Below are 25,218 nucleotides of genomic sequence, written 5' to 3'. Positions count from 1 at the left end.
GGAGTGGAGGTGTCAGTTCAATAGCTTTCTGACACTCAGTCAGGTTCTTTGGCGCGGTCCCTTCCCACTTGTGGGCGGCGGCGCTCTAATGACCGCGAGCCAGTGAGGGCCGGGGTGGAGGAGGAGCGGTGGAGTACAACCTTGCCGACCTGTTCGAGTCGGTCGTGGACGTGGTCCCGGACCGCGAGGCGCTCGTCCACCTCGACCATCCGGGGACGGGCGCGGAGCGCCGGCTGACGTACGCGGAGCTGGACGCCGCCGCGAACCGGATCGCCCACCACCTGCTGGACGCGGGGCTGCGGGCCGGTGAGCACGTGGGGCTGCACCTGTACAACGGCGTGGAGTACGTGCAGACGGTGCTCGGGTGTCTGAAGGCGCGGCTCGTGCCGGTGAACGTCAACTACCGGTACGTGGAGGAGGAGCTGGTCTATCTCTACCGGGACGCCGATCTGGCCGGGCTCGTGTTCGACGCCGAGTTCACGGGGCGGGTCGCGGCCGCGCTGCCGAAGACGGAGAGGCTTCGGCATCCGGTGCGGGTGGGCACTCCCCCTGAGGGGGCGCCGGACCTCGTGTGCACGGAGTTCGCGGAGGCGGAGGCGGGCGGGTCGCCGGAGCGGGGCTTCAGGGACCGCTCGGGCGACGACCTGTTCATCATCTACACGGGCGGCACGACCGGTATGCCCAAGGGCGTGATGTGGCGCCAGGAGGACCTGTTCTTCTCCGGCCTCGGCGGTGGCGCGCCGACCGGGGAGCCGGTGAAGTGCCCCGAGGAGCTGGCCGAGCGGGTCGCGGCGGGCGGCGAGGGGATCACCTTCTTCCCGACTCCGCCATTGATGCACGGGACGTCCACGCTCACCGCGTTCATCGGCTTCAACTTCGGCCAGCGGGTCGTGCTGCACCGCAAGTTCGTGCCGCACGAGGTGCTGCGGACGATAGAGAAGGAGAAGGTCACCAGCGTGTCGCTGGTCGGCGACGCGATGCTGCGGCCGTTGATCGACGCGCTGAACGGGCCGCTGAAGGGGGTCGACCTGTCGTCGTTGTTCAGCGTGTCGTCGTCGGGGGCGATCATGTCGGAGACGGTGCGTGAGCAGTTCCTGGCGCTGGTCCCGCATGTGATGCTGCTGAACAACTTCGGGTCCTCCGAGTCCGGTTTCAACGGCACGGCGACGGACGACTCGGGTGCGGGCAAGGGGTTCCGGCTGCGGGTCAACGGCCGTACGCAGGTGGTGGACCCGGCGACGTACGAACCGGTGGCACCGGGAGAGGTCGGGCGCGTCGCCCAGCGCGGCCACGTGCCGCTCGGCTACTACAACGATCCCGTCAAGACCGCCGAGACCTTCTTCCGGCGGGGCGGGGAGCGGTGGGTGCTGCTGGGTGACATGGCGACGGTCGACGAGGAGGGGATCGTCACCGTCCTCGGGCGCGGGTCGCAGTGCATCAACACGGGCGGCGAGAAGGTCTACCCCGAAGAGGTCGAGCAGGCGCTCAAGTCGCATCCGGACGTGTACGACGCGCTGGTCGCCGGCGTCCCCGACCCCCGGTGGGGCCACCACGTGGCGGCCGTGGTGCAACTGCGCGCGGGCGCGGAGCGGCCCTCGCTGGACGACATCCAGGGCCACTGCCGCACCAGGCTGGCCGGGTACAAGGTGCCCCGGCAACTCGTGATCACCGACCGGATCCAGCGCTCCCCCAGCGGCAAGGCGGACTACCGCTGGGCCAGGTCCGTGGCGGAGGCCGCGGCCGCACGGCCCTGACCTGGTCGTTTCCCGTCCGGCGGGCGGGAGGGTAATACTCTCCACATGACTTCGCATATGACGGGCACCGCGGTCCGGCCGGAGCAGCAGCCGGTGCGGATCAGGCGGGCGACGGCCCGGGACGCGAAGCGGCTGACCTCGCTGGTGCGGAATTCACGCGCCTACGAGGGTCCCTACGCGCCCATGGTCGCGGGCTACCGGGTGGGGCCGGACTACATCGACGCCCACGAGGTGCACCTCGCCGCCGGGGAGGACGACCGCGTGCTCGGTTTCTACGCGCTCGTCCTGTCCCCGCCGGAGCTGGACCTCATGTTCGTCGCCGACTCCGCCCAGGGGCTCGGTGTCGGCCGCCGGCTCATCGCGCACATGACGGAGCGGGCCCGGGCGGCCGGGGTGGGCGCTGTGCGGGTCGTGTCGCACCCGCCCGCCGAGGGCTTCTACCGCAGCGTGGGCGCGCGGCGGGTCGGCACGGTGAACGCCAACCCGCCGGCCGTGATGTGGGACCGCCCGGAGCTGGTCATCCCCGTCACACCGTAGTCGCCGGGACCCCCGTAACGAGAAAGGTGCCGCGCACCCCTTGCCTTCCGGCCGCGGACTTGGATTACTGATCCACAACGGATCGACCGAATGATCGGTCGTCCGGTTCGGGGCGGCTGCGGAGGACGGAGCGTGCGACGGATGACGGACCTGCTCGACGCCGGGGAGGAGCTCGACCGCGCGGCGCTGGAGGCGCTCCAACTGGAGCGGCTGCGGGCCACCTTGCGCCACGCGTACGAGAACGTGGGCTTCTACCGGCAGGCCTTCGACAAGGCGGGGCTACGCCCGGAGGACTGCCGTACGCTCGCCGATCTGGCGCGTTTCCCGTTCACCACCAAGGCCGATCTGCGCGACAACTACCCCTTCGGGATGTTCGCGGTCGAGCGGTCGAGGGTACGGCGGGTCCACGCGTCCAGCGGAACGACCGGCCGGCCCACCGTCGTCGGGTACACCGACCGCGACCTGGACACCTGGGCGGACGTGGTGGCCCGGTCGATCCGGGCGGCCGGCGGACGGCCGGGGCAGACGGTCCATGTGGCGTACGGGTACGGGCTGTTCACGGGTGGCCTCGGCGCGCACTACGGGGCGGAGCGGCTCGGCTGCACGGTGGTTCCCGCCTCCGGTGGCATGACGGCACGGCAGGTGCAGCTCATCCAGGACTTCCGGCCCGAGATCATCATGGTGACGCCGTCGTACATGCTGACGTTGCTGGACGAGTTCGAGCGGCAGGGGGTCGACCCGCGCTCCACGTCCCTGAAGGTGGGCATCTTCGGGGCCGAGCCGTGGACCGAGGAGATGCGGCGGGAGATCGAGGAGCGGTTCGCGATCGACGCGGTGGACATATACGGCCTGTCGGAGGTGATCGGCCCGGGGGTCGCGCAGGAGTGCGTGGAGACCAAGGACGGCCTCCACGTCTGGGAGGACCATTTCTACCCGGAGGTCGTCGACCCGCTGACGGGCGAGGTGCTGCCGGACGGCGAGCGGGGCGAGCTGGTGTTCACCTCGCTCACCAAGGAGGCCATGCCGGTCGTGCGCTACCGCACCCGTGACCTGACGCGGCTGCTGCCGGGGACGGCGCGTCCGGCGTTCCGGCGGATGGAGAAGGTCACGGGGCGCAGCGACGACATGGTGATCCTGCGGGGCGTGAACCTCTTCCCCACCCAGATCGAGGAGATCGTGCTGCGTACGCCGGGCCTGGCCCCGCACTTCCAGTTGCGGCTGACGCGGGAGGGCCGGCTGGACGCCCTGACCGTGCGCGCCGAGGCCCGGGCGGACGCGAGCTGCGAGGTGCGCGCCGAGGCGGCGCGGGCGGTGGCGGCGGCCGTGAAGGACGGGATCGGAGTGTCGGTGGGGGTGGAGGTGGTCGACCCGGAGACGCTGGAGCGGTCGGTGGGGAAGATCAAGCGCATCGTGGACCTGCGTCAGGCTCGCTGACCTGGAGCCAGGGGGCCGGGCCGGTGCCCTCCGTCCAGGCCGTCAGGGCCTGGCGGTCGACGCAGAGGATGCCGCACTGGGCGGCGTACTGGGCGGCCGGTTCGGTGAACTCGCTGGTGGCGACGACGGCGGCGATGTGGGCGTCGTGCACGGCGAAGCAGGTTCCGCCGAAGCGCTGCACGTCCTGGGAGCCCACCTTGTGGTCGGGGCCGTACGCCTTGCACTGGATGACGACGCGCCGCCCGTCGGGCGCGGTGGCCACCACGTCCGCGCCCAGGTCCCCCGCGCCGCCGACGACCTCGACGTCCAGGCAGCCGTCCCGTACGCAGAGGTCGGCCACCGCCTGTTCGAAGGCGTCCGCGTCCATGGCCGCGTAGTCCACGTACACGGGGGGCTCCGTGGGCAGGGCGGCCGGAACGCGGCGGCGCCGCGCCGCGCGCACCAGGACCAGGACCAGGGCCAGGGCCAGAGCCACCGCCAGGGTGCCCGCCACGGCGAGGGCGGCGGCGGGCACGTCGGCGGTGTCACGGACCGCTGCCCGCGCCATCGCTCCCGTACCGCACAGGGCGATGGCCACCAGACCGAAGCCGAGCGTGGTGTCGCGGAGGCTGAAGCGCGGGCGGCGTCCGCCCGGGCGGGTGACTCGGTCCGTGCCTGGCCTGCGGACGGGTATCGCCATCTGCGGGCTCCCTTCTCACACCTCGTGGGCGGACTCATGCCGACGGACGATCTTGTGCTGCCCGTATGCCCCGTCAGCGCGTCCACGCACACGGCCGAGGCGTGCGGGACCGGATCCGGGGCAAACGACGCTCATCGTCGTCGGAGAGGCAGGTGGGTCGTGCGCAGTGTGGGCGTCGAGGAGGAATTGCTGCTGGTGGACAGCGCGAGCGGGGAGCCGAGGGCCTTGTCGGCGGCCGTGCTGGCGGCCGCGTCCCGGGACCCGCACGGCGACGACGAGGTGTTCGAGAGCGAACTCCAGCGCCAGCAACTGGAGTTCGCCACGCGCCCGCAGACCGTGATGGGTGACCTGGGCGAGGAGATCCGGCGGTGCCGGGCCGAGGCGGCGCGGCACGCCGAGGGGCTGGACGCGTCCATCGCCGCGCTGGCGACCTCACCGCTGCCGGTCTCTCCGGCGATCGGCACCGGTGAGCGCCACCAGTGGCTGAAGGAGCACTTCGGCCTCACCGCCCAGGAGCAGTTGACGTGCGGCTGTCACGTGCACGTGTCGGTGGAGTCGGACGAGGAGGGCGTGGCGGTGCTGGACCGCATCCGCCCCTGGCTGCCGGTGCTGCTGGCGATGAGCGCGAACTCGCCGTTCTGGCAGGGCGAGGAGAGCGGGTACGCCAGCTACCGCAACCGGGTGTGGGGGCGCTGGCCGTCGGCCGGTCCGGTGGAGATCTTCGGTTCCGCCGACCGGTACCACGAGCAGGTCGCCGACATGGTCGCGAGCGGGGTGCTGCGGGACGAGGGGATGGTGTACTTCGACGCCCGGCTGTCCCACGCGTACCCGACCGTGGAGGTCCGGGTGGCGGACGTCTGTCTGGACCCGTCCACCACGGTGCTGCTGGCCACGCTGGTGCGCGGCCTCGTGGAAACGGCGGCGCGGCAGTGGCGCGACGGCGAGCCGCCGGCCCGGCACGGTGTGGCGCTGCTGCGGCTGGCTTCCTGGCGGGCGGCGCGGTCGGGGCTGGAGGACGAGCTGGTCCACCCGGTGACGATGCGGCCCGCGCCGGCGGAGGCGGTGGTGCGGGCGCTGTTCGACCACGTCAGGGACGCCCTGGAGGACAGCGGTGACGTGGTGCCCGCGCAGGAGGCGCTGGCCGGCCTGCTGAAGACCGGCAACGGCGCCCGGATCCAGCGGGACCTGCTGCGGCGGACCGGCGACCTGCGCGAGGTGGTCGCCGAATGCGTACGTCTCACCAGCGGATACCGAACGGGATGTTGACAGGCCGGTCCGACGGGTGGGTGCATGGCCCAACGCGCTTTCGTCCCAGTCCCGTTGGGAGGCACGTTGCCCCTCCGCAATCGCCTGAGAAGGCATCTCCTGAGAAGACGCCTGGTGCCGGCCGTCGTCGCGCTCGCGACCGCAGCCGGTACGGCGAGTCCCGCCGTACCGGCTGAACGTCACTCCGGCGGCGGCCTGTCGGCCGTCATCCGGTACACCGAGTACGGCATCCCGCACATCCTGGCCAAGGATTACGCGAACCTCGGCTTCGGCACCGGCTGGGCGCAGGCCGCCGACCAGGTGTGCGTGCTCGCCGACGGTTTCGTGACCGTACGCGGCGAACGCTCGCGCCACTTCGGGCCGGAGGCCGCGTCCGACGGCGCGCTGTCGTCCGCGAGGACGAACCTCTCCAGTGACCTGTACTTCCGTGGTGTACGGGACGCGGGGACGGTGGAGCGGCTGCTCCGCCCGCCCGCTCCGGCCGGCCCGAGCCGCGAGGCGAAGGAGCTGATGCGCGGCTGGGCGGCCGGCTACAACGCCTGGCTGCGGCAGAACCGCGTCACCGACCCGGCCTGCGCGGGCGCCGGCTGGGTCCGCCCGGTGTCGGCGCTGGACGTGGCCCGGCGCGGCTTCGCCCTCGCGGTGCTGGGCGGGCAGGGGCGCGCCGTGGACGGCATCACGGCCGCGCGGCCGCCGGGCAGCGCTCCGGTGGCGCCCGTCGACCCGGCACGGGCGGCACGGGCGGCCCGCGCCCTGTTCGCCGCCGAGAGCGCCGACATGGGATCCAACGCGGTGGCGTTCAGCGGCGCCACGACCGCGAACGGCCGCGGCCTGCTGCTGGGCAACCCGCACTACCCCTGGCACGGCGGCCGGCGGTTCTGGCAGTCGCAGCAGACCATCCCGGGCGAGCTGAACGTCTCGGGCGGCTCCCTGCTCGGCACCGTGGCAGTCAACATCGGCTTCACCGGCAAGGTGGCGTGGAGCCACACGGTCGCGACGGGCGTCACGCTCAACCTGCACCAGCTCGCCCTGGACCCGGCCGACCCGACCGTGTACCTGGTCGACGGCCGGCCGGAGCGGATGAGGAAGCGGACGGTCACCGTGCCCATCAAGGGCGGCGCCCCCGTCACCCGTACCCAGTGGTGGACCCGGTACGGGCCGGTCGTCACCTCGCTGGGCGCGGCGTTGCCGCTGCCGTGGTCGGCGACGACGGCGTACGCGCTGAACGACCCCAACGCCGCCAACCTGCGCGGCACGGACACCGCGCTCGGGTTCGCCAGGGCCCGCTCCGCGCGCGGGGTGCTGGACGCGCTGCGGCGCACCCAGGGCCTGCCGTGGGTGAACACGATCGCGGCGGACGCGGGCGGCCACACCCTGTTCACCCAGTCGCAGGTGCTGCCGCGCGTCACCGACGAGCTGGCGCGGCGCTGTTCCACGCCGCTGGGCACGGTGACGTATCCGGCGTCGGGTGTGGCGGTGCTGGACAGTTCGCGCGCCGAGTGCGCGCCGGGCTCGGACCGGGACGCGGTGCAGCCGGGCATCTTCGGGCCGTCGCGGGCGCCGGTGCTCCAGGACGCGCCGTACGCGGTGAACTCCAACGACAGCGCGTGGCTGACCAACGCCGAGCGGCCGCTGACCGGCTACGAGCGGGTGTTCGGGACGATCGCGACGCCGCGTTCGCTGCGCACCCGGGGCGGTGTCGAGGACGTGGCGGCGATGGCCGCGAAGGGCCGGCTGACCGTGGCGGATCTGCAACGGCAGCAGTTCGCGAACCGGGTGCCGGCCGGCGACCTGGCGGCGGCCGACGTGGCGAGGGCGTGCCCGGCCGTGCTCCCGGACGAGCCCAGGGCGTGCGAGGTGCTCGGGCGGTGGGACCGCACGATGGACACCGGCAGCCGGGGCGCGCTGCTCTTCGACCGCTTCTGGCGCAGGCTCACGGCGTCCGTTCCGGCGGCCGAGCTGTGGAAGGTGCCGTTCTCGGCGGCCGACCCGGTCCGTACGCCGCACACCCTGAACACGGGTGCGCCGGCCTTCGCGAAGGCGCTGACGGATGCGGTCGCCGAGCTGCGGGCGGCCGGGATTCCGCTGGACGCGCCGCTGGGTGACCACCAGTTCGTCGTACGCGGCGGGAAACGCGTCCCCGTGCACGGCGGTACGGAGATGCTGGGCGTCTGGAACAAGATCGAGCCGGTGTGGAACGCGGCGGGCGGCGGCTACACGGAGGTGGCGCACGGGACGAGCCACGTCCAGGCGGTCGGCTGGGACGGCGGCCGGTGCCCGGTGGCACGGACCCTGCTGACGTACGCGCAGTCGTCGAACCCGGTGTCGCCGCACGCCAGCGACCAGACGGCGCTGTTCTCGGGCGAGCGGTGGGTGACGGCCCGGTTCTGCGAGAGGGACAACATCCTGACCGATCCGGCGCTGCGGGTGGTGCGCGTCAGGGAGTGACGGTCACGGGCCGGGCGGTCACGGGCTGAACGACAGGAATACGAAGGCGGCGAACAGCACCAGGTGCACGCCGCCCTGGAGGAGAGTGGCTCGTCCGGGCACCACGGTCAGGGCGCTCACCACGGCGGTGAGCGTGAGCAGCGCCAGGTGGAGCGGGCCCAGCCCCAGCACCAGGGGCCCGGACAGCCAGACGGTGGCCAGCGCGATGGCGGGGATCGTCAGGCCGATGCTGGCGATGGCGGAGCCGTACGCCAGGTTGAGGCTGGTCTGCACGCGGTCGCGGCGGGCGGCGCGCGCGGCGGCCAGGGTCTCGGGCAGCAGCACCATCAGGGCGATGACGACACCGACGACCGCCTTGGGCAGGCCGGCGGATTCGACGCCGTCCTCGATGGTGGGTGAGACCAGCTTGGCGTTCCCGACGACAGCGACCAGGGCCACCAGGAGCAGGCCGAGGCTCCACCACGTCGCCCGGAGGGTGGGCGGCGGGGCGTGCTCGTCGCCACCGGTCGCGTCCCCGTCGCGCGCGACGGGGAGGAAGTAGTCGCGGTGGCGGACGGTCTGTACGGCGACGAAGATCCCGTACAGGCAGAGCGAGGCGACGGCGGCGAAGGCCAACTGCGCCCCGGTGAACTCGGGGCCCGGCTGGCTGGTGGTGAAGCTGGGCAGCACCAGGGTCATGGCGGCGAGCGTGAGGACGGTGGCGAGCGCGCCGCCGGAGCCCTCGGCGTTGAAGACCGCGACGCGCCGCTTGTGCAGGGCGGCGACGAGGAGGGCCAGGCCGACGATGCCGTTGCAGGTGATCATGACGGCGGCGAAGACGGTGTCCCGGGCATAGGTGGACGCCTTGTCGCCGCCGCCCGCCATCAGCATGACGATCAGCCCGACCTCGATGACGGTCACCGCGATGGCGAGAACCAGTGACCCGAACGGCTCACCGACGCGGTGGGCGACGACCTCGGCGTGGTGCACGGCCGACAGGACGGAGCCGATCAGGCACAGCCCGACGACCGCGACGACCGGCCCCGGCAGGTCGCGCCCCCAGCCGAGGCCCAGCACGAGCACGGCGACGACCGGCACCCACGTGGTCCACTGGTGCGTCAGCCCTGCCGTGCCGGTGTCCGTGCCCGTGCCGCCCGTGCCGCCCGTGCCGGTACTCATGGCCGCCACGCTGCCAGAGCGGGCGGCGCACCGCGCGGTATGGGCGCCGAAACGGGTGCGGTGGCGCGGCTACACGGGGCGCTCGTGGCCCTCCCAGTACGGGTCGCGGAGGCGGCGTTTGTAGAGCTTGCCGTTGGGATCGCGGGGCATCGACGCGATGAAGTCGACGCTCTTGGGGCGTTTGTAGCCGGCGAGGCGCTCGGCGCAGTGGGCCAGGATCGCGGAGGCCAGGGTGGCGTCGGGGGCGTGGCCCTCGGCGGGTTCGACGACCGCCTTGACCTCCTCGCCCCAGTCGGGGTGCGGGATGCCGAATGCGGCGGCGTCGGCGACGGCGGGGTGGGTGAGGAGGACGGCCTCGATCTCGGCGGGGTAGATGTTGACCCCGCCCGAGATGATCATGTCGATCTTGCGGTCGCGGAGGAAGAGGTAGCCGTCCTCGTCGAGGTAGCCGAGGTCGCCGACGGTGAAGTAGTCGCCGACGCGGTTCTTGCGGGTCTTGGCCTCGTCCTTGTGGTAGCTGAAGCCGCCTGTCGTCATCTTCATGTAGACGGTGCCCAGTTCGCCGGGCGGGAGGGGACGGCCGTCGTCGTCGAGGACGGCGAGTTCGCTGATGGGCCACGCCCTGCCCACCGTGCCGGGCTTCTTCAGCCAGTCCTCGGCGGTGGCGAAGGCGCCGCCGCCCTCGCTGGCCGCGTAGTACTCCTCGACGCAGGTGCCCCACCAGTCGATCATCGCCCGTTTGACGTGATCGGGGCAGGGGGCGGCCCCATGGATGGCGTGGCGCATGGACGACACGTCGTACCGCGCCCTCACCTCCTCCGGGAGGGCGAGGAGGCGGTGGAACTGGGTGGGGACCATATGGGTGTGGGTGCACCGGTGGGCGTCGATGAGGCGCAGCATCTCCTCGGGCGTCCACTTGTCCATCACGACGAGGGGGTGCCCGATGTGCAGGGCGGCGCCCGCGAACTGCAGCACGGCGGTGTGGTAGAGCGGCGAGCAGACGAGGTGGACGTTCCCGTCGTACGGCTTGATGCCGAAGATGCCGAGGAATCCGCCGAGGTACGCCTCCTCCGGGGGCTTGCCGGGCAGGGGGCGGCGGATGCCGCGAGGGCGGCCGGTGGTGCCGGAGGTGTAGTTCATCACCCAGCCGAGGGTGCGGCCGCCGGGCGGTGAGCCGGGCTGCCCGTCGAGGAGTTCGGCGTACGGGCGGAAGCCGTCGGCGGCTCCGATGGCGTACCGGTGGCTCGGCGGGAGCTTCGCCTCGTCGGCGGCGGCCCGCGCCGCGTCGGCGAACCGTTCGTGGGCGATGAGCACCTTGGCGCCGGAGTCGGCGACGATCCAGGCGATCTCCGGCCCGACCAGGTGGTGGTTGACGGGGACCAGGTAGAGCCCGGCCTGGGACGCGGCGAGGTAGGCGGTGAGGAACTCCACCCCGTTGGGCAGGACGACGGCGAAGGCGTCGCCGGTCTCCAGGCCCGCCGCGCGCAGTCCGTGGACGAGCCGGTTGGCGGCGGCGTGCAGCTCGCCGGCGGTCCACTGCTCGCCGTCGGGCGCGGTCAGGACCGTGCGGGCGGGGTCGGCGGCGGCCTGGGCCCAGAAGCCGTTGGGCTGCGTGCCATTGGGCTGCGGGCCATTGGGCTGCGTCATGTCACCGGCTCCTCTGGGCGATGCGGTTGAGGCGGGCCACGGCCCGTTCGAATCCCCGGGTGAGGTCGTCGAAGACCTCCCGGACGCCGCGCTCGGAGGTCATCCGGCCGACGATCTGGCCGACGGGCGTGCCGAGCAGCGGCTCGACCTCGTACTTCTGGATGCGGGAGACGGCTTCGGCGACCAGCAGGCCCTGGAGCGGCATGGGCAGGGGCCCCGGGCCGTCCGGGTGGTCCCAGGCGTCGGTCCACTCGGTGCGCAGTTGGCGGGCGGGTTTACCGGTCAGCGCGCGGGAGCGGACGGTGTCACCGGAGCCGGCGGCCAGCAGTTTGGCGGTGAGGGCGGGCGAGTGGAGGTCGGCCTCGGTGGTGGTGAGCCAGATCGAGCCGAGCCAGACGCCCTGGGCGCCGAGGGCGAGCCCGGCGGCGATCTGCTCGCCGCTGCCGATGCCCCCGGCGGCGAGGACGGGCAGGGGGCTGACCGCCTCGACGACCTCGGGGGTGAGGACCATGGACGCGATCTCGCCGGTGTGGCCGCCCGCCTCGTACCCCTGGGCGACGACGATGTCGATGCCCGCCTCGGCGTGGCGCCGGGCGTGCTTGGCGCTGCCGGCGAGGGCCGCGACGAGGACGCCGCGGTCGTGGGCGCGGTGGACGACGTCGGGGGGCGGGGAGCCGAGTGCGTTGGCGAGGAGGGCGATGGGGTAGTCGAAGGCGACGTCGAGCTGGCCGCGGGCGACCTGTTCCATCCAGCCGGTGATGCGCCAGCCGGAGGCCTCGCCGTCGGCGAGTTCGGGTACGCCGTGCTTGGCGAGGGTCTCGGCGACGAACCGCCGGTGCCCTTCGGGGATCATCGCCTCGACGTCGGCCTCGGTCACCCCCTCCACCTTCTTGGCGGGCATGACGACGTCCAGGCCGTAGGGCAGACCGTCGGTGTGGGCCTGCATCCAGTCGAGGTCCCGGGCGAGGTCGTCGGGGGCGGTGTAGCGGACGGCGCCCAGGACGCCGAATCCACCCGCCCTGGTGATGGCGGCCGCCACGGCGGGGAAGGGCGTGAAGCCGAAGATGGCGTGCTCGACACCCAGTCTCTTGCTCAGCTCCGTCTCCATGGGCGGCAGGATGCCGCAGCGGGGCGGGCGAGGGAAGAGATTTTCTGATGATGCGTCAGATTCTTTCCGCATGGCCGGTTCTTGACGGAGCCGGGTCGGCGGTAAGAAAGTTTCACGTGGTGCGGGTGGTGGCGAAGGATTTTTTCAGCGGGCTTCTCCGGGCGTTTTCGGCAAGGGGGATCGTGGTGGGGATGACGGAGGGGATCAGCCGTCGCCGGTTCGGCGGCGGGGTGCTGACCCTGGGAGGTGGGCTGGTGATCGGTACGATTCCGGGGGCCGCGACGGCGGCGGGTTCCGGTGGTTCACCGGGCGGCCGGCCGACGCTGCGGCTGGGCTCCGCCGAGCGCGCCGGGCTGCTGCCCGAGCACCTGGACCGGCTGGTCGCCGACGCCGAGCGGTTCCTGGAGCCCTCCCCCAAGCACCCGTGGTACGCGGGGGCGGTGCTGCTGGCGGGGCGCGGCGGCACGGTCGCGCTGCACCGGGCGATCGGGCACGCGGTGCGCTACGCGGCGTACGACGAGAAGACCGACACGGGCGTGGAGTTGCCGCCGGAACGGCGGATCGCCATGGCCGAGGACACGGTGTTCGACCTGGCGTCGGTCTCGAAGCTGTTCACGTCCGTGCTGGCCGTGCAGCAGATCGAGCGCGGGGCGCTGGAGCTGGAGGAGCGGGTCACGGCGTACCTGCCGGAGTTCGGGGGCGGCGGCAAGCAGGACATCACGGTGCGTCAGCTCCTCACCCACACCTCCGGGTTCCGCGCCTGGATCCCGCTGTACAAGGAGCCGACGCGGGAGGGGCAACTGCGGCTGCTGTGGCAGGAGGTCCCGGCGCACCCACCGGGTACGCGGTACCTCTACTCCGATCTCAACCTGATCTCCCTGCAACTGATCCTGGAGGAGATCACCGGCCACTCGCTGGACGCCCTGCTCCGCAACGAGATCACCGGCCCGCTCGGGATGCACCGCACCCGGTTCAACCCGCCCGCGTCCTGGAGACCGAAGATCGCGGCCACCGAGGACGCCCGGGCGCCCTGGTCGGGCCTCGACCGCGGCATGGTGTGGGGCGAGGTCCACGACGAGAACGCCTACGGCCTCGGCGGTGTGGCCGGTCACGCCGGCGTCTTCTCCTGCGCGTGGGACTTGGCGGTCCTGGCCCGTACGCTGCTGAACGGCGGCGTGTACGGGCACGCCCGCATCCTGGAACCGAAGTCGGTGGAGCTGATGTTCACCGACTTCAACACCGCCTTCCCCGGCGACGAGCACGGCCTGGGCTTCGAGCTCTACCAGCACTGGTACATGGGCGCCATGGCCACCCCGTACACCGCGGGCCACACCGGTTTCACCGGCACCAGTCTGGTCGTCGACCCGACCACCGACTCCTTCCTGGTCGTCCTCGGCAACTCGGTCCACCCGGTGCGCGGTTGGCGCTCCGGCTCCGCGCCGCGCGTGGCCGCCGCGAACAACCTGGCACGCGCCGTTCCGGTACGCCCCGCCCGCGGCCGCACCGCCTGGTACGCGGGCATGGCGTCGAGTACGGCGGCGACGCTCACCCTGCCCGAGCTGACGCCCGCCTCGCCGCGCCCCCGGCTGCGCTGCGCGGTGTGGTGGGACACCGAGCCCGGCTCGGACGCCCTGTTCCTGGAGGCGTCCGGCGACGGTGGCGCGACCTGGCACCCGGTGCCGTTCGTGACCGTACGTAACGGGAATGGGAACCGGAACGGGCACGGGAACGGGCAGGAGCCCCGGCCGCACCCGACCGGGTCGGTGAGCGGCTGGTCGGGCCGGGTCTGGTACCGGCTGGAGGCGGACCTGTCCGGGTGGCGGGGCACACCGGTGCGGCTTCGCTGGCGGTACGCGACGGACCGGCTCTACGTCGGGCGGGGGGCGTACGTGGACGCCCTCCGCGTCCAGGACGGCTCGCGGACCCTGTTCGACGAGACGCGCCCCGGGGACGGGTCCCGTATCGAGGCGCAGGGGTGGGTCGCCTCGGCGAACTGACAGGTCAGCGGGGTGCGGATGCGGGCTTCGTACGGGCGAGCGAAACTGAGGGGCGGGGGGTCACTCTGCGAGGAGAGGATGACCCTATGTCCGTGATGGACAAGCTCAAGCAGATGCTCAAGGGCCACGAGGACAAGGCCGGCCAAGGCGTCGACAAGGCCGGTGACTTCGTCGACGAAAGGACCCAGGGCAAGTACAGCAGTCAGGTCGACACCGGCCAGGAGAATCTCAAGCAGCAGCTCGGCGCGGACCGCGACCAGGAACCGCCGACCCGGCCCTGACGCGACCGGCCCGTCCGTCCCTGGCGGCCGTGCTCCCACGGCCACCGGGGACGCGGCGCGCACGGACGTCCGGCAGCGGCACCCGGCTCCTTCGAGTGCTCCACCACCCGCACGCACGACTCGGCGTGCGGTGGAGCTGCGGCTGATTAACAGTCGTGTCGAGTCCCCAACTCGAAGGAGAAACTCATGCTTCGGCGCATCTCGCTCGTTCTGGCCGGCCTGCTGGCCGTCGGCTTCATGGCTGCGGCCCCCGCCGCCGCCCACGACAAGGACGTTGAAGGCTGCTGGGGGTCCGGCGGCCACGTGAAGGCAGGCGACGTCAAGGTGAAGCACCACGAGGCCACCTGCTGGGACGTCTGATCACGAGCGGTACACGGATGGGCGCCCTGGTGGCGCCCATCCGTGTGTCGTCCCTCGTCCGGCCGCCGTGCCTCAGCGGCCCAGCACGGCCATGGCCGCGTTGTGGCCCGGGATGCCGCTGACGCCGCCGCCGCGCACCGCGCCCGCCCCGCAGAGCAGCACGTTGGCGTGCGCGGTCTCCACGCCCCACCGGCCGGTTCCGTCGGTGCCGTCGGCGGCGTACGGGAAGGCCAGGTCGCCGTGGAAGATGTGGCCGCCGGGCAGCCGCAGGTCCCGTTCCAGGTCGAGCGGGGTCTTGGCCTCGATGCAGGGGCGGCCCTCCGCGTCGGTGGCGAGGCAGTCGGCGAGCGGTTCGTCCAGATGGGCGTCCAGTTCGGCGAGGGTGGCCTTGAGGAGGGCGGCGCGGGCGGTGTCGTTGTCGGCGGCGAAGAGCCGCGCCGGGGTGTGCAGGCCGAAGAGCGTCAGCGTCTGGTACCCCCGGGCGGCGAGGTCCGGGCCGAGGATCGACGGGTCGCTCAGGGAGTGGCAGTAGATCTCCGACGGCGGGGCGCTCGGCAGCCGGCCGGCCGCCGCCTCCCGGTACGCGGCGGCGAGCTGCCCGTACCCCTCGGACACGTGGAACGTCCCGGCGAACGCGTCGCGCGGGTCGACGGACCGGTCGCGCAGCCGGGGCAGCCGCTTCAGCAGCATGTTGACCTTGAGCTGGGCGCCCTCGGCGGGCGGCGGGGCGTCCTCGCCCAGCAGGGCGGCCAGCGTGTGGGGCGAGGCCCCGACCAGGACGTGCCGGGCGGCGACGGTGCCTTCCCCGTCGGCCGTGCGGAAGGCGACCTCGGCGTGGTGGCCGTCGGTCCCGATCCGGGTCGCCTCGTGACCGGTGCGGATCTCGGCGCCGGCCGAGCGGGCGGCGTCCGCGAGGGCGCCGGTGAGGGCGCCCATGCCGCCGACCGGCACGTTCCACTCGCCCGTCCCGCCACCGATCACGTGGTAGAGGAAGCAGCGGTTCTGGACCAGGGACGGGTCGTGGGCGTCGGCGAACGTGCCGATCAGCGCGTCGGTGAGCACCACGCCGCGTACGAGGTCGTCGGCGAAGTACTCCTCGATGGCGACGCCGACGGGCTCCTCGAACAGCATCCGCCACGCCTCGTCGTCCGCGATCCGGGCGCGCAGCGCTTCGCGGGTCGGCAGCGGCTCGGTGAGGGTGGGGAAGACGCGTTCGGCGACGTGCCCGGTCTTGGCGTAGAACCGCCGCCAGGCCGCGTACTCGGCGTCCGAGCCGGTGAGCGCGGCGAACGACTCCCGGGTCCGCTCCCCGCCGACCAGCAGGCCGGCGGCCCGTCCGCCGCGTTCGGCCGGGGTGTACGAGGAGATGGTGCGCCTGGCGACGGCGAACCGCAGGCCCAGGTCGCGCACGATCTTCGGCGGCAGCAGGGACACCAGGTAGGAGTAGCGCGAGAGCCGGGCGTCCACCCCGGGGAACGGCCGGGTGGAGACGGCGGCCCCGCCGGTGCCGGGCAGGCGTTCCAGGACGAGGACGGAGCGCCCGGCGCGGGCGAGGTAGGCGGCGGCGACCAGTCCGTTGTGGCCGCCGCCGATGATGACGGCGTCGTACGAGCGCGGTGCGGTCATGGCCCTTCGTAACACGCGCCCCTACGGGTCTTCCAGTGCCCGCCGCGCTGCCGGCGCAGTTCGGCCACCCGCCGGTACAGCTCGGCGGCCTCGGCCCGGCGGCCGAGCTGCTGGAGGCACTGCGCCTCGTCGTCACGGCTGGCCAGGGCGTCCGGGTGGGTGGCGCCGAGCACCCGGTCCCGGGCCTCGGCGACCCGCTGGTAGCCGGAGAGCGCCTCCGCCCAGCGGCCGAGCCAGCCGAGCCCCACGGCGACCTCCCGGCGGCTGACCAGCGTGTCGGGGTGGTCGGGGCCGAGCACCCGCTCGCGGATCGCACACACCTCGCGGGCCTCGGCGAGCGCCTCCTGCCAGCGGCCGAGCCGGCCGAGGTTGACGCCCAGGCCGTGGCGGGCCCGCAGCGTCTCGGGGTCGTCCGGCCCGTGCGCCCGGGTGCGGGCGCCGACGAGGTCACGGAACAGCTCCAGCGCCTCGGGGCCGCGTCCGAGTCTGCCGAGGCTTATCCCCACCTCGTAGCGGGCGGCGAGGGTGTCGGGGTGGTCCGGGCCGAGGACGTGGGCGCGCGCGGCGGCGACGTCCCGGTAGGTGCCCAGCGCCTCGGTCCACCGCCCGAGCCGGCCGAGCGCGTACGCCACCTCGTACCGGGTGACCAGGGTGTCGGGGTGGTCGGGCCCCAGCAGCCGGGCGCGGGCGGCTGCCACGTCGCACGCCATGCGGTGGGCCTCCTCCAGGCGCCCGAGCCGGCCGAGGTTGAACGCCAGGTTGTGGCGGCAGCGCAGGGTGTCGGGGTGGTCGGCGCCCAGGGTGCGGCTGCGGGCCTCCAGGACGGAGGTGTACACCTGGTGGGCCTCGACGTGGCGCCCGAGCCGGCCCAGGACGAACGCCATCTCCTGGCGGGCCGTGAGGGTGTCGGGGTGGTCGGGGCCGAGCACCCGGGCCCGGCCCTCGGCGGCGCGGCCGAACTCGCGCAGCGCGTCGGCGTCGCGGCCGGTCCTGCTGAGCGCGAAGCCGGCCTCGTACCGGCTGGTGAGCGTGTCGGGGTGGTCGGCGCCCAGGGTGTGCTCCCGCTCGGCGGCGACCGCGCGGTGCACCTCCCCCGCTTCCTCCCAGCGGCCCAGGCTGCCGAGGCGGAGGCCGGTGCTGTGCCGGCCGGCGAGGTGGGAGAGGTGGACGGGCACGTCGGCCGGGGGCGCGGCGGTGCCGTGCGGGTCGGTGGAGGTGGTCCACTCGCCGGTGAGGCCGGCCGACGGGTCGGGCGGCGGGGTGGCGTGCAGCAGGGTGGTGCCGACCGCTTTGTGACCGGTGGTCATGCCGCGGGTCCAGGACGGGAGGCGGTGCTGGGCGCGCGGGTAGGCGGGAGCGAGGGGGTAAGGGGCGCGGAGCACGGTGGCCGGGGCGGGGCGGGCGGCCGTGATGCGGCGGACGAGGTCGGCGGCGTCGTCGGGGCGGCCGTCGGGGGTCTTGGCGAGCAGGTCGAGGACGAGGCGCTCGAAGAACTCGGGAAGCTCCGCCCGGTGGTTGCGCAGCGGCTCCGGCGGGGTGTCGCGGTGGCCCACGAGGATCCCCCAGGCGTCGTCCAGGTCGAAGGGCGGGACGCCGGTGGCGATCTCGTACAGGACGCAGCCCAGCGAGTACAGGTCGCTGCGGTGGTCGACGTGGCCGCCGCTGATCTGCTCGGGCGACATGTAGTGCGGGGTTCCCATGGCGATGCCGGTGCCGGTGAGCCGGGAGGTGAACCCGATGTCGGCGCCGAGGCGGGCGATGCCGAAGTCGCAGATCTTCACGGTGCCGTCGGCGAGCCGCATGATGTTGGCGGGCTTGAGGTCCCGGTGGACGATGCCCTGCCGGTGGGTGTAGGCGAGCGCGTCGGCGATCTGTCCGGCGATGTCGATGACGTCGTGGACGGGCAGCGGGTGCTGTTCGTTGTCCTCCAGGAGCTGGCTGAGGTTGCGGCCTTCGAGGAACTCCATGACCAGGTGGAGCAGGCCGTCGGACTCGCCGAAGTCGTGGACGACGGTGACGCCGCGGTGCTGGAGCGCCGCCGCGACGCGCGCCTCACGGCGGAAGCGCTCGCGCAGCACCCGGACGAAGTTCGGGTCCTGCTGCGGTCCGAGCGGTTTGAGGCATTTGACCGCCACGCGGCGCCCGAGCGACTCGTCGGTGGCGCGCCACACCTCGCCCATGCCGCCGCGTCCGATCAACTCCTCCAGCCGGTAACGGCCTTGGAGCAGCTTGGTCTCCCCCATCGCGTGCCCTCGCCCCCGTCGAGTCCCCGTCGCTCCACGCTCGCTGTGCGCGTCGCTCTGCCCGTCGCCCCCGCTACGCCCTCCCCGGCCCGTCCAGTATGGCTGCCCCTCTGCGGAGTGTGTACGGGGCCGGGCGGGTGTCGGGCGACGGACCGATAACGGCTTCGATGAGCGCTGGGGCGGTAGTTACGGGCGGATACGGATGGGGCAGCGGAGCGGTGGGTTCACCGCCGTACCCGGGGCATGCCGAGGCCGATCCAGGAGATGATCTCGCGCTGGATCTCGTTGTTGCCGCCGCCGAAGGTGAAGATCACGGCGGAGCGGTAGCCGCGCTCCAGTTCGCCCTGGAGGACGGAGCCGGCCGAGCCCTCCTTGAGCGGGGCGGCCGAGCCGACGACCTCCATCAGCCAGGCGTAGGCGTCGCGGCGGGCCTCGGAGCCGTACACCTTGACGGCGGAGGCGTCCTGGGGGGTGAGGGTGCCGTGCTGGAGCGCGGTGACCATCTGCCAGTTGAGCAGCTTCATCGCGTCGAGTTTCATGTGCGTCTGCGCGAGGCGTTTCCTGACCCAGCCGAGGTCGATGACGCGGCGGCCGTCGGCGAGCTTGGTCCCGGCGGCCCAGCGCTGCACGTCGTGCAGGGCCCGGATGGCCATCGTGCCGTGCGCGGCGAGCGTGACGCGCTCGTGGTTGAGCTGGTTGGTGATCAGCCGCCAGCCCTTGTTCTCCTCGCCGATCCGGTTCGAGACGGGGACGCGGACGTTCTCGTAGTAGCCGGCCGTGGTGTCGTGTCCGGCGAGCGTGTTGATGAGGGTGCAGGAGTAGCCGGGGTCGGAGGTCGGGACCAGGAGCATGGTGATGCCCTTGTGGGGCGGGGCGTCGGGGTCCGTGCGGACGGCGAGCCACACCCAGTCGGCGGTGTCCCCGTTCGTGGTCCAGATCTTCTGGCCGTTGACGACGTATTCGTCGCCCTCCCGGACGGCCTTCGTCCGCAGGGCGGCGAGGTCGGTGCCGGCGTCCGGTTCGCTGTAGCCGATGGCGAAGTCGATCTCGCCGGAGAGGATGCGGGGCAGGAAGTACGCCTTCTGCTCGTCGGTGCCGAACCGCATGATCGTGGGGCCGACGGTGTTGAGGGCCATGAGCGGCAGCGGTACGCCCGCCTGGGCGGCCTCGTCGAAGAAGATGAACTGTTCCATGGGCGTCAGCCCGCGCCCGCCGTACTCCTCGGGCCACCCCACGCCCAGCCAGCGGTCGGCGCCGAGGCGGCGGATGGTGGCGCGGTAGAACCGCTTGCGGGCGGTCGGATCGGCGTCGCCCGGGTGGGCGCCTTCGGGTACGAGCTCGGCGAAGTAGGCGCGCAGTTCGGCGCGCAGCCGGTGCTGCTCCGGTGTGTATTCGAGGTGCACGGCCCCTCCAGGCGTCGCGGTGTCGCGGCCAGTCCCTGCGGCGCGGCACAGAGTAGAACCTGTTCCAGTAATCCGGAAGGCCCGTGACACGGTTCCCGGTGGGCGCGGTGGGTACCCGGTCACGCCGGAGGTGATCGCACATGCCCGAGCCAGGCAGCAAGAAGTACGACGTCCGGCGCGCCCGCACCCGCAAGGACGAGGAGAACCGGGGCGTGTCCGACCAGGACGCGAACAGGGAGGCCAACGCGACGCTCCAGGAGGACGAGGGCCTCCGGTCCAAGGGGCCCAAGACCGAACGCGGCCGCGGCCCGAAGGGCGAACGCGGCAGGTGACCCCGGGCGGCGCGCGGAGGCGCCGTACCGGCGCGCACAGCCCCAGCCCCGCCACCGTGGCGGGGCTGCCTCATGAGCTGGGCTGGGCTGGGCTGAGCGGGGCGGGCACGCACCGCCCCCGCCCCGCGTGGTGCGCGGGGCGGGGCGAAGGCGCTCCGGTGGCGGAGGGTCAGTCGGTGGAGGTCAGTCGGTGGAGAGAGCTTCCAGGAGGTCGCCGACCTGGGGGTCGGGGAGCGCACGGGCGACGTCGGCCTGGGCGATCATGCCGACCAGGCGGTGGTTGTCGATCACCGGAAGCCTGCGCACCTTGTGCTCCGACATCTTGCGCAGCACCATCTGCGCGTCGTCGTCCGCGTCCACGTACACGACCTGGCCCTGCGCGAGCTCGCCCGCCGTCGTCGTCGCCGGGTCCTTGCCGGCGCCGAGCGCCTTCACCACGATGTCGCGGTCGGTCAGCATGCCCTTGAGCTTGTCGTCGGAGCCGCAGATCGGCATCGCCCCGACCCCGAGCTGCTTCATCATCTCGGCGGCCTGGAGGACGGTGTCGTTCTCGCCGACGCAGTCGACGCCCTTGGTCATGAGCTGACGTGCGGTTGTCATGCTTCGAGCTCCCTTCAGAGTGCGATCACGATGGCCATCGCGACGAACAGCGCCGCCACGAGGGCGACGACCAGCAGGATCAGCACCATCGGTGCCTTCGCCCAGCCGGTCGGCGGGTTGTGCGTCTCCCTCGGCCCGGCCCCGGACATGCTCGATTCCGCGGGCGGCGTGTCGCCCGGCGGGACGCCGCCACCGGCTTCGAGACCCGGGGTGCGCTCCGGATCAGGATCCGGGTCGGGGTTCGGGTTCGGGTGGGTCATGCCGTACGAGTGCGCAGGCAGGCGCCTTTCAATCCTCCGCCGGGTCCTCGGCCCGGTCCTCGGCCAGGCCGTCCGGTGGGCCGTCCGCCCGGGTGCGGCGCCGGTGGCTGGTGTCGCACCACGGGTAGCGGCGGCTGCGGCGGCAGGTGCACACCGCGACCATGAAGCGGTCCGAGTACGCCGTCGTGCCGTCCGGCAGCCGGATCTCGACGGGCCCCTCCAGCAGCAGCGGCCCCTCCGGATCGATCACCACCCGTTCGGCGGTGCGTTCAGACTCGCTGCGCACGGATCACCACCAGGTCTTCCTTGCGCTCATCGGGCGCGATCAGCCCGCGCTCCTCCAGCCACTTCGCGTGCCGCGCCATCACCGGCCCGAAGGGGATCGTGCTGCGCAGCTCGACGCGCGCCGACAGGCCCCGGTCCCGCAGTGTGTCCAGTGTGGCGTCCACACCGCACAGCGCCGACTGCACCAGCAACAGGACCCCCGAGTCCCGCAGCAGGTCCGGCGCCCGCGCGCAGATCCGGTCGAGGACCTGCCGCCCGTCCGCTCCCGCGTTCCAGGTCCGCTCCGCCCCGCGGGCGGGTCCTGGGGACAGCACGTACGGCGGGTTCGACAGGATCAGGTCGAAATGGCGGCCCTCGACGGGCTCCGTCAGGTCGCCGTGACGGACGACGACCGGCAGACCGAGACGCCAGGCGTTGTACCGGGCGGCGAGCACGGCGCGCCAGGAGATGTCGACGGCGGTCACCCGGGCCGCTCCGCACTCCGCCGCCAACAGCGCCAGCGCGCCGGTCCCGGTTCCCACGTCGAGCACCTCGACGCGGGGCTGGGAGCGGAGGGTGCGCAGCTCATCGCGGGCGGCCTGGGCGAGCAGTTCCGTGTCCTCCTGGGGCGCGTACACGCCGCGCGGTCTGAGTAGACGCATGGACAGCGGGTACCTCGGACTTTCCCCGGCGAAACGCCGGTGATCGGTGTGTGAGGAGTGAGCGATGAGTCTTGAGTCCGGTTCCGGTTCCGGTTCTCTGTGGATGGAGTACGCCCCGGGGCCCGCCCGGCCGGCCGTGGACGGTCCGGTGGAGACCGAGGTGGCCGTGGTGGGCGGCGGGATCGCCGGGCTCTGCACGGCGTGGGAGGTGGCCCGCGCCGGGCATCCGGTGGTGCTGCTGGAGGCGGACCGCGTCGCGTCGGGCGTGACCGGCCACACCACGGCGAAGCTGTCGGCGTTGCACGGCCTCGTGTACGCGGACATCGCCCGCATCCACGGCGCCCGGGCCGCCCGGCTGTACGCCCATTCACAGCAGATCGCCATCGATCATGTGGTGGAGGTGAGCGAGGAGCTGGGCATCGACTGCGACCTGGAGCGGCTGCCCGCGTACACGTACACCGAGGACCCGGCGAAGGAGGACCAACTGCGCGCGGAGGCGGAGGCGGCCCGGGCGGCGGGGCTGGAGGCCTCGTACGAGACCGACGTGCCGCTGCCGTTCCCGGTGGTGGGCGCGGTCAAGGTGGAGAACCAGGCCCAGTTCCATCCGCGCAAGTACCTGCTGGGGCTCGCGGCCGACCTGGAGGTGCTGGGCGGGCGGATCTTCGAGCGGACGCGGGTGACGCGTCTCCAGGAGGGTTCGCCGTGCGAGCTGACCACGAGCGCGGGGCACACGATCAAGGCGCGTGACGTCGTCATCGCCACCCACTACCCCGTCTTCGACCGGGCGCTGCTGTTCACCCGGCTGGAACCGAAGCGGGAACTGGTCGTGGCCGGGCCGATCCCGGCCGGGCAGGACCCGGGCGGGATGTTCCTGACGTGGGAGGGCAACACGCGGTCGGTGCGGACGGCGCCGTACGGCGAGGACGGGCGGCGGATGCTCATCGTCACGGGCGAGAAGTTCACGCCCGGCACGGTCGACGAGGGCGAGGTCGGGAGGCACTACGAGAAGCTCTCCTCCTGGGCGCGGGAGCGCTTCGAGGGCGTCGAGCTCACCCACCGCTGGGCGACGCAGGACAACGTCACGACCGACCGGGTGCCGTACGTGGGGCGGCTGCACGCCGGGTCCCGGCACGCGTACGTGGCGACCGGTTTCGCCGGGTGGGGCATGAGCAACGGGGTGATGGCGGGCGATCTGATCGCGTCCCGCATCCGGGGCCGCGAGCCCGCCTGGACGAGCCTGTACGACCCGGTGCGGCTGCATCCGGTGCGTGAGGCGCCCGCGATGCTGCGGCTCCAGGCGCAGGTGGGCAAGCACTTCATCGGCGACCGGCTGCCGGGCGCGCACGCCGACTCGACGGCCGACATCCCCCGGGGCGGCGGAGCGGTCGTCCGGGTCGGGGGGCGGCGGCTCGCGGTGCACCGGGACGCGGCGGGGTCGCTGCACGCGGTGTCGGCGCGCTGTACGCACCTGGGGTGCATCGTCCACTTCAACGACGAGGAGTGCGCGTGGGAGTGCCCGTGCCACGGTTCGCGGTTCGACGTGGACGGCAAGGTGGTCCAGGGTCCGGCGCTGCGACCGCTGGAGCAGATGGACGTGGAGCAGGCGGACGAGGAGCACATGGACGAGGAGGAGTACGAATGACGTCGGCCGCCGCCCCGCGCCCGGCTCCCCTGGGCCCGGCTTCCCGGCGCCCGGGAACCCCGCGCCCGGATGCCCCGCGCCCGGCTCCCCTGCCGGAGGAACGGGGCCCGCTGTCGGCGGCGGTGCTGCGCGTGCTGCGGGGCGGGCCGGCGCCGGAGGTCACCGTGGCCGGCGCCGACCCGCTGGGCGAGGACCTCCAGCTCGCGCTGTACCTGTCGTACGAGCCCCACTACCGGGACCTGGAGGGCGTCGCCGCCGAGCGGGAGTGGGACGCCGGTCTGCTGGGGCTGCGCCGCCCGATGGAGGAGGCGTTCCTGGGCACCCTGCGCGAGGCGGTGCCCGGCGGCGACGACGTCGCGGCGGCGCTCGCCCCGCTGCTCGTCGAGCCCGTCGACGGTCATGGGGTGTCGCACCGGCTGATGGAGCACGGCACCTGGGAGCGGATGCGGGAGTACCTGGTGCACCGCTCGCTGTACCAGCTCAAGGAGTCCGATCCGCAGGCGTGGCTGATCCCGCGCCTGGAGGGGCAGGCGAAGGCGTCACTGGTGGCGGTGGCGTACGACGAGTTCGGGGCCGGGCGCGGTGAACGGGTGCACGCGCGGCTGTTCGCGGACCTCATGGACGGAGCCGGGCTGAACCCCTCGTACGGCCGCTATCTGGATCTCGCCCCGGCCACCACGCTGGCCACGGTGAACGTGATGTCGCTGTTCGGGCTGCACCGCTCCCTGCGGGGCGCGGCGGCGGGGAACTTCGCGGTGCTGGAGATCACCTCGCCGCCGGGTGCCCGGCGGATGGCGAAGGCGCTGGAGCGGCTGGGGGCCGAGGAGCGGTGCGTCCGGTTCTTCACGGAGCACATCGAGGCGGACGCGGTCCACGAGCAGGTGATGCGCCGCGACGTCCTGGGCGACCTGCTGGACCGGGAGCCTGACCTGGCCGCCGACGTGGCGTTCGGCATCCGGGCCACGGTCTGGCTGGACGAGCTCTGGGAGAACCGGGTGCTCACGGCCTGGGACCACGGCCGCTCGTCGCTGCGCGGCCCGCTGCCGGCGGTGGCGGCGCGCATGTGACGGTTGGGGCCAGTGGGGCCACCGCTTGGCCAGTGGGGCCTTTGTGGCGCGTCGCGTGCGGCGGGCGCGGCGGTGGGCTTACGGCGGCAGGCGCGAGGGCCACGCGGCGCGGTGGTGGTCGCGTGGCCCGGGCGGTGGGTGGGTCAGGGGAGGAGTTCGTCGAGGGCGGCCTTGCCCTTCTCGGCCAGCCTGCGTTCGGCCCAGGCCAGGTTCTTGGGGTTGACGTCACGTCCTGAAGCGAGCACCAGGTCTTCCGCGTTGAATTCGCCTTCGGCGCCGCTGTGCAGAAGCCTGTCGGGCGTGACGCCCTCTCGCTTGGAGGTCGAATCGGGCTCAGCGTTCATGCCGCCTCCTTGCTTGTCCTGAAGTCATTGTCGTCGCCGGGTACCCGGATCGCATCCCCTACACCATTCGGGTGTGTGCGGTGTGGGCACGGCGACCTGTCACCCT

23 protein-coding genes are annotated in these 25,218 nt (G+C 72.9%); 11 read left to right on the top strand and 12 right to left on the bottom strand.

All coding sequences use genetic code 11. From position 1 onward, the window contains the following. Positions 1-128: 128 nt before the first annotated feature. From AB0J57_RS07670 to paaK, 3 genes are all read left to right on the top strand, one after another. Positions 129-1,754, top strand: coding sequence for an acyl-CoA synthetase (locus tag AB0J57_RS07670; RefSeq protein WP_366127087.1), 1,626 nt, complete (start codon positions 129-131; stop codon positions 1,752-1,754). A gap of 45 nt (positions 1,755-1,799) precedes the next feature. After that, positions 1,800-2,291, top strand: coding sequence for a GNAT family N-acetyltransferase (locus AB0J57_RS07665; RefSeq protein ID WP_366127086.1), 492 nt, complete (start codon positions 1,800-1,802; stop codon positions 2,289-2,291). A 141-nt stretch (positions 2,292-2,432) separates the two neighbouring features. Continuing rightward, on the top strand, positions 2,433-3,725 hold the full coding sequence (gene paaK, locus AB0J57_RS07660; RefSeq protein ID WP_366127180.1) for a phenylacetate--CoA ligase PaaK: 1,293 nt from the start codon (positions 2,433-2,435) through the stop codon (positions 3,723-3,725). Here the strand turns inward: paaK and AB0J57_RS07655 are convergent. Then, positions 3,691-4,404 carry a restriction endonuclease gene (locus AB0J57_RS07655; RefSeq protein ID WP_366127085.1) on the bottom strand — a complete coding sequence of 238 codons (714 nt, stop codon included), beginning with the start codon at positions 4,402-4,404 and terminating at the stop codon, positions 3,691-3,693. The two genes, paaK and AB0J57_RS07655, sit on opposite strands and share 35 nt — an antisense overlap. A 159-nt stretch (positions 4,405-4,563) precedes the next feature. Between AB0J57_RS07655 and AB0J57_RS07650 the strand changes: the two genes are divergently transcribed. After that, on the top strand, positions 4,564-5,670 hold the full coding sequence (locus tag AB0J57_RS07650) for a glutamate--cysteine ligase (RefSeq protein WP_366127084.1): 1,107 nt from the start codon (positions 4,564-4,566) through the stop codon (positions 5,668-5,670). Positions 5,671-5,784: 114 nt separating this feature from the next. Next, the gene (locus AB0J57_RS07645) at positions 5,785-8,118 is read left to right on the top strand and encodes a penicillin acylase family protein (protein WP_366127083.1); all 2,334 of its coding nucleotides are present in this window, start codon (positions 5,785-5,787) and stop codon (positions 8,116-8,118) included. A gap of 18 nt (positions 8,119-8,136) precedes the next feature. Here the strand turns inward: AB0J57_RS07645 and AB0J57_RS07640 are convergent, their stop codons facing one another. From AB0J57_RS07640 to AB0J57_RS07630, 3 genes are all read right to left on the bottom strand, one after another. Further along, positions 8,137-9,276, bottom strand: coding sequence for an ionic transporter y4hA (locus AB0J57_RS07640; RefSeq protein WP_366127082.1), 1,140 nt, complete (start codon positions 9,274-9,276; stop codon positions 8,137-8,139). A gap of 69 nt (positions 9,277-9,345) precedes the next feature. Beyond that, positions 9,346-10,923 carry an acyl-CoA synthetase gene (locus tag AB0J57_RS07635; RefSeq protein WP_366127081.1) on the bottom strand — a complete coding sequence of 526 codons (1,578 nt, stop codon included), beginning with the start codon at positions 10,921-10,923 and terminating at the stop codon, positions 9,346-9,348. A gap of 1 nt (position 10,924) precedes the next feature. Then, the gene (locus AB0J57_RS07630) at positions 10,925-12,031 is read right to left on the bottom strand and encodes a nitronate monooxygenase family protein (protein WP_366127080.1); all 1,107 of its coding nucleotides are present in this window, start codon (positions 12,029-12,031) and stop codon (positions 10,925-10,927) included. A 191-nt stretch (positions 12,032-12,222) separates the two neighbouring features. Here AB0J57_RS07630 and AB0J57_RS07625 point away from each other — a divergent pair, with 191 nt between their 5' ends. From AB0J57_RS07625 to AB0J57_RS07615, 3 genes are all read left to right on the top strand, one after another. Next, entirely contained in the window at positions 12,223-14,028 is a 1,806-nt protein-coding gene (locus tag AB0J57_RS07625; protein ID WP_366127079.1) for a serine hydrolase, read from the top strand. 86 nt (positions 14,029-14,114) lie between these two features. Then, positions 14,115-14,309, top strand: a complete 195-nt coding sequence (locus AB0J57_RS07620) for an antitoxin (RefSeq protein ID WP_366127078.1) — start codon at positions 14,115-14,117, stop codon at positions 14,307-14,309. A gap of 186 nt (positions 14,310-14,495) precedes the next feature. Then, a complete protein-coding gene (locus AB0J57_RS07615) occupies positions 14,496-14,669 on the top strand; it encodes a hypothetical protein (protein WP_366127077.1) in 174 nt (57 codons plus the stop codon). Between the two features lie 72 nt (positions 14,670-14,741). Here the strand turns inward: AB0J57_RS07615 and AB0J57_RS07610 are convergent, their stop codons facing one another. The 3 genes from AB0J57_RS07610 to AB0J57_RS07600 all read right to left on the bottom strand — a co-directional run bounded on the left by AB0J57_RS07610 (position 14,742) and on the right by AB0J57_RS07600 (position 19,941). Next, positions 14,742-16,295, bottom strand: coding sequence for an NAD(P)/FAD-dependent oxidoreductase (locus AB0J57_RS07610; protein WP_366127076.1), 1,554 nt, complete (start codon positions 16,293-16,295; stop codon positions 14,742-14,744). Next, the gene (locus AB0J57_RS07605) at positions 16,292-18,538 is read right to left on the bottom strand and encodes a serine/threonine-protein kinase (RefSeq protein WP_366127075.1); all 2,247 of its coding nucleotides are present in this window, start codon (positions 18,536-18,538) and stop codon (positions 16,292-16,294) included. Before AB0J57_RS07605 ends, AB0J57_RS07610 begins: the two co-directional genes overlap by 4 nt. A 224-nt stretch (positions 18,539-18,762) precedes the next feature. Further along, positions 18,763-19,941 carry an acyl-CoA dehydrogenase family protein gene (locus AB0J57_RS07600; protein ID WP_366127074.1) on the bottom strand — a complete coding sequence of 393 codons (1,179 nt, stop codon included), beginning with the start codon at positions 19,939-19,941 and terminating at the stop codon, positions 18,763-18,765. A gap of 140 nt (positions 19,942-20,081) precedes the next feature. Here AB0J57_RS07600 and AB0J57_RS07595 point away from each other — a divergent pair, with 140 nt between their 5' ends. Next, positions 20,082-20,273 carry a hypothetical protein gene (locus AB0J57_RS07595; protein ID WP_366127073.1) on the top strand — a complete coding sequence of 64 codons (192 nt, stop codon included), beginning with the start codon at positions 20,082-20,084 and terminating at the stop codon, positions 20,271-20,273. A 183-nt stretch (positions 20,274-20,456) separates the two neighbouring features. On the opposite strand, the gene AB0J57_RS07590 is transcribed toward AB0J57_RS07595, so the two are convergent. Genes AB0J57_RS07590 through AB0J57_RS07575 form a run of 4 tightly spaced genes read right to left on the bottom strand, consistent with a single transcriptional unit; the run spans position 20,457 to position 22,059 of the window. Beyond that, complete coding sequence (locus tag AB0J57_RS07590; protein WP_366127072.1) at positions 20,457-20,873, bottom strand: CBS domain-containing protein; 417 nt, start codon at positions 20,871-20,873, stop codon at positions 20,457-20,459. A 14-nt stretch (positions 20,874-20,887) separates the two neighbouring features. Beyond that, the gene (locus AB0J57_RS07585; protein ID WP_366127071.1) at positions 20,888-21,133 is read right to left on the bottom strand and encodes a DUF6480 family protein; all 246 of its coding nucleotides are present in this window, start codon (positions 21,131-21,133) and stop codon (positions 20,888-20,890) included. Positions 21,134-21,161: 28 nt separating this feature from the next. Further along, positions 21,162-21,419 (bottom strand): CDGSH iron-sulfur domain-containing protein, encoded by a 258-nt coding sequence (locus AB0J57_RS07580; protein ID WP_366127070.1) that lies wholly within the window; start codon positions 21,417-21,419, stop codon positions 21,162-21,164. Then, the gene (locus tag AB0J57_RS07575; protein ID WP_366127069.1) at positions 21,403-22,059 is read right to left on the bottom strand and encodes a HemK2/MTQ2 family protein methyltransferase; all 657 of its coding nucleotides are present in this window, start codon (positions 22,057-22,059) and stop codon (positions 21,403-21,405) included. Before AB0J57_RS07575 ends, AB0J57_RS07580 begins: the two co-directional genes overlap by 17 nt. Positions 22,060-22,123: 64 nt before the next feature. Here AB0J57_RS07575 and AB0J57_RS07570 point away from each other — a divergent pair, with 64 nt between their 5' ends. Beyond that, positions 22,124-23,701, top strand: coding sequence for an FAD-dependent oxidoreductase (locus AB0J57_RS07570; protein WP_366127068.1), 1,578 nt, complete (start codon positions 22,124-22,126; stop codon positions 23,699-23,701). Next, entirely contained in the window at positions 23,698-24,768 is a 1,071-nt protein-coding gene (locus AB0J57_RS07565) for an iron-containing redox enzyme family protein (protein ID WP_366127067.1), read from the top strand. Before AB0J57_RS07570 ends, AB0J57_RS07565 begins: the two co-directional genes overlap by 4 nt. Before the next feature lie 143 nt (positions 24,769-24,911). Here the strand turns inward: AB0J57_RS07565 and AB0J57_RS07560 are convergent, their stop codons facing one another. Next, the gene (locus tag AB0J57_RS07560) at positions 24,912-25,112 is read right to left on the bottom strand and encodes a hypothetical protein (protein ID WP_189551108.1); all 201 of its coding nucleotides are present in this window, start codon (positions 25,110-25,112) and stop codon (positions 24,912-24,914) included. Between the last annotated feature and the right edge of the window lie 106 nt (positions 25,113-25,218).

It is taken from the genome of Streptomyces sp. NPDC049837 (assembly GCF_040674455.1).
GTDB lineage: Bacteria > Actinomycetota > Actinomycetes > Streptomycetales > Streptomycetaceae > Streptomyces.
This window is presented reverse-complemented; position numbering and strand designations above follow the sequence as displayed.

What these genes read in the sequence shown, in the direction of transcription:
- AB0J57_RS07665 (WP_366127086.1), top strand. Translation starts at nt 1,800, where the DNA reads ATGACTTCGCATATGACGGGCACCGCGGTCCGGCCGGAGCAGCAGCCG.
- paaK (WP_366127180.1), top strand. Translation starts at nt 2,433, where the DNA reads ATGACGGACCTGCTCGACGCCGGGGAGGAGCTCGACCGCGCGGCGCTG.
- AB0J57_RS07655 (WP_366127085.1), bottom strand. Translation starts at nt 4,404, where the DNA reads ATGGCGATACCCGTCCGCAGGCCAGGCACGGACCGAGTCACCCGCCCG.
- AB0J57_RS07640 (WP_366127082.1), bottom strand. Translation starts at nt 9,276, where the DNA reads ATGAGTACCGGCACGGGCGGCACGGGCGGCACGGGCACGGACACCGGC.
- AB0J57_RS07635 (WP_366127081.1), bottom strand. Translation starts at nt 10,923, where the DNA reads ATGACGCAGCCCAATGGCCCGCAGCCCAATGGCACGCAGCCCAACGGC.
- AB0J57_RS07630 (WP_366127080.1), bottom strand. Translation starts at nt 12,031, where the DNA reads ATGGAGACGGAGCTGAGCAAGAGACTGGGTGTCGAGCACGCCATCTTC.
- AB0J57_RS07625 (WP_366127079.1), top strand. Translation starts at nt 12,223, where the DNA reads ATGACGGAGGGGATCAGCCGTCGCCGGTTCGGCGGCGGGGTGCTGACC.
- AB0J57_RS07620 (WP_366127078.1), top strand. Translation starts at nt 14,115, where the DNA reads ATGTCCGTGATGGACAAGCTCAAGCAGATGCTCAAGGGCCACGAGGAC.
- AB0J57_RS07615 (WP_366127077.1), top strand. Translation starts at nt 14,496, where the DNA reads ATGCTTCGGCGCATCTCGCTCGTTCTGGCCGGCCTGCTGGCCGTCGGC.
- AB0J57_RS07610 (WP_366127076.1), bottom strand. Translation starts at nt 16,295, where the DNA reads ATGACCGCACCGCGCTCGTACGACGCCGTCATCATCGGCGGCGGCCAC.
- AB0J57_RS07605 (WP_366127075.1), bottom strand. Translation starts at nt 18,538, where the DNA reads ATGGGGGAGACCAAGCTGCTCCAAGGCCGTTACCGGCTGGAGGAGTTG.
- AB0J57_RS07595 (WP_366127073.1), top strand. Translation starts at nt 20,082, where the DNA reads ATGCCCGAGCCAGGCAGCAAGAAGTACGACGTCCGGCGCGCCCGCACC.
- AB0J57_RS07590 (WP_366127072.1), bottom strand. Translation starts at nt 20,873, where the DNA reads ATGACAACCGCACGTCAGCTCATGACCAAGGGCGTCGACTGCGTCGGC.
- AB0J57_RS07585 (WP_366127071.1), bottom strand. Translation starts at nt 21,133, where the DNA reads ATGACCCACCCGAACCCGAACCCCGACCCGGATCCTGATCCGGAGCGC.
- AB0J57_RS07575 (WP_366127069.1), bottom strand. Translation starts at nt 22,059, where the DNA reads ATGCGTCTACTCAGACCGCGCGGCGTGTACGCGCCCCAGGAGGACACG.
- AB0J57_RS07570 (WP_366127068.1), top strand. Translation starts at nt 22,124, where the DNA reads ATGAGTCTTGAGTCCGGTTCCGGTTCCGGTTCTCTGTGGATGGAGTAC.
- AB0J57_RS07565 (WP_366127067.1), top strand. Translation starts at nt 23,698, where the DNA reads ATGACGTCGGCCGCCGCCCCGCGCCCGGCTCCCCTGGGCCCGGCTTCC.
- AB0J57_RS07560 (WP_189551108.1), bottom strand. Translation starts at nt 25,112, where the DNA reads ATGAACGCTGAGCCCGATTCGACCTCCAAGCGAGAGGGCGTCACGCCC.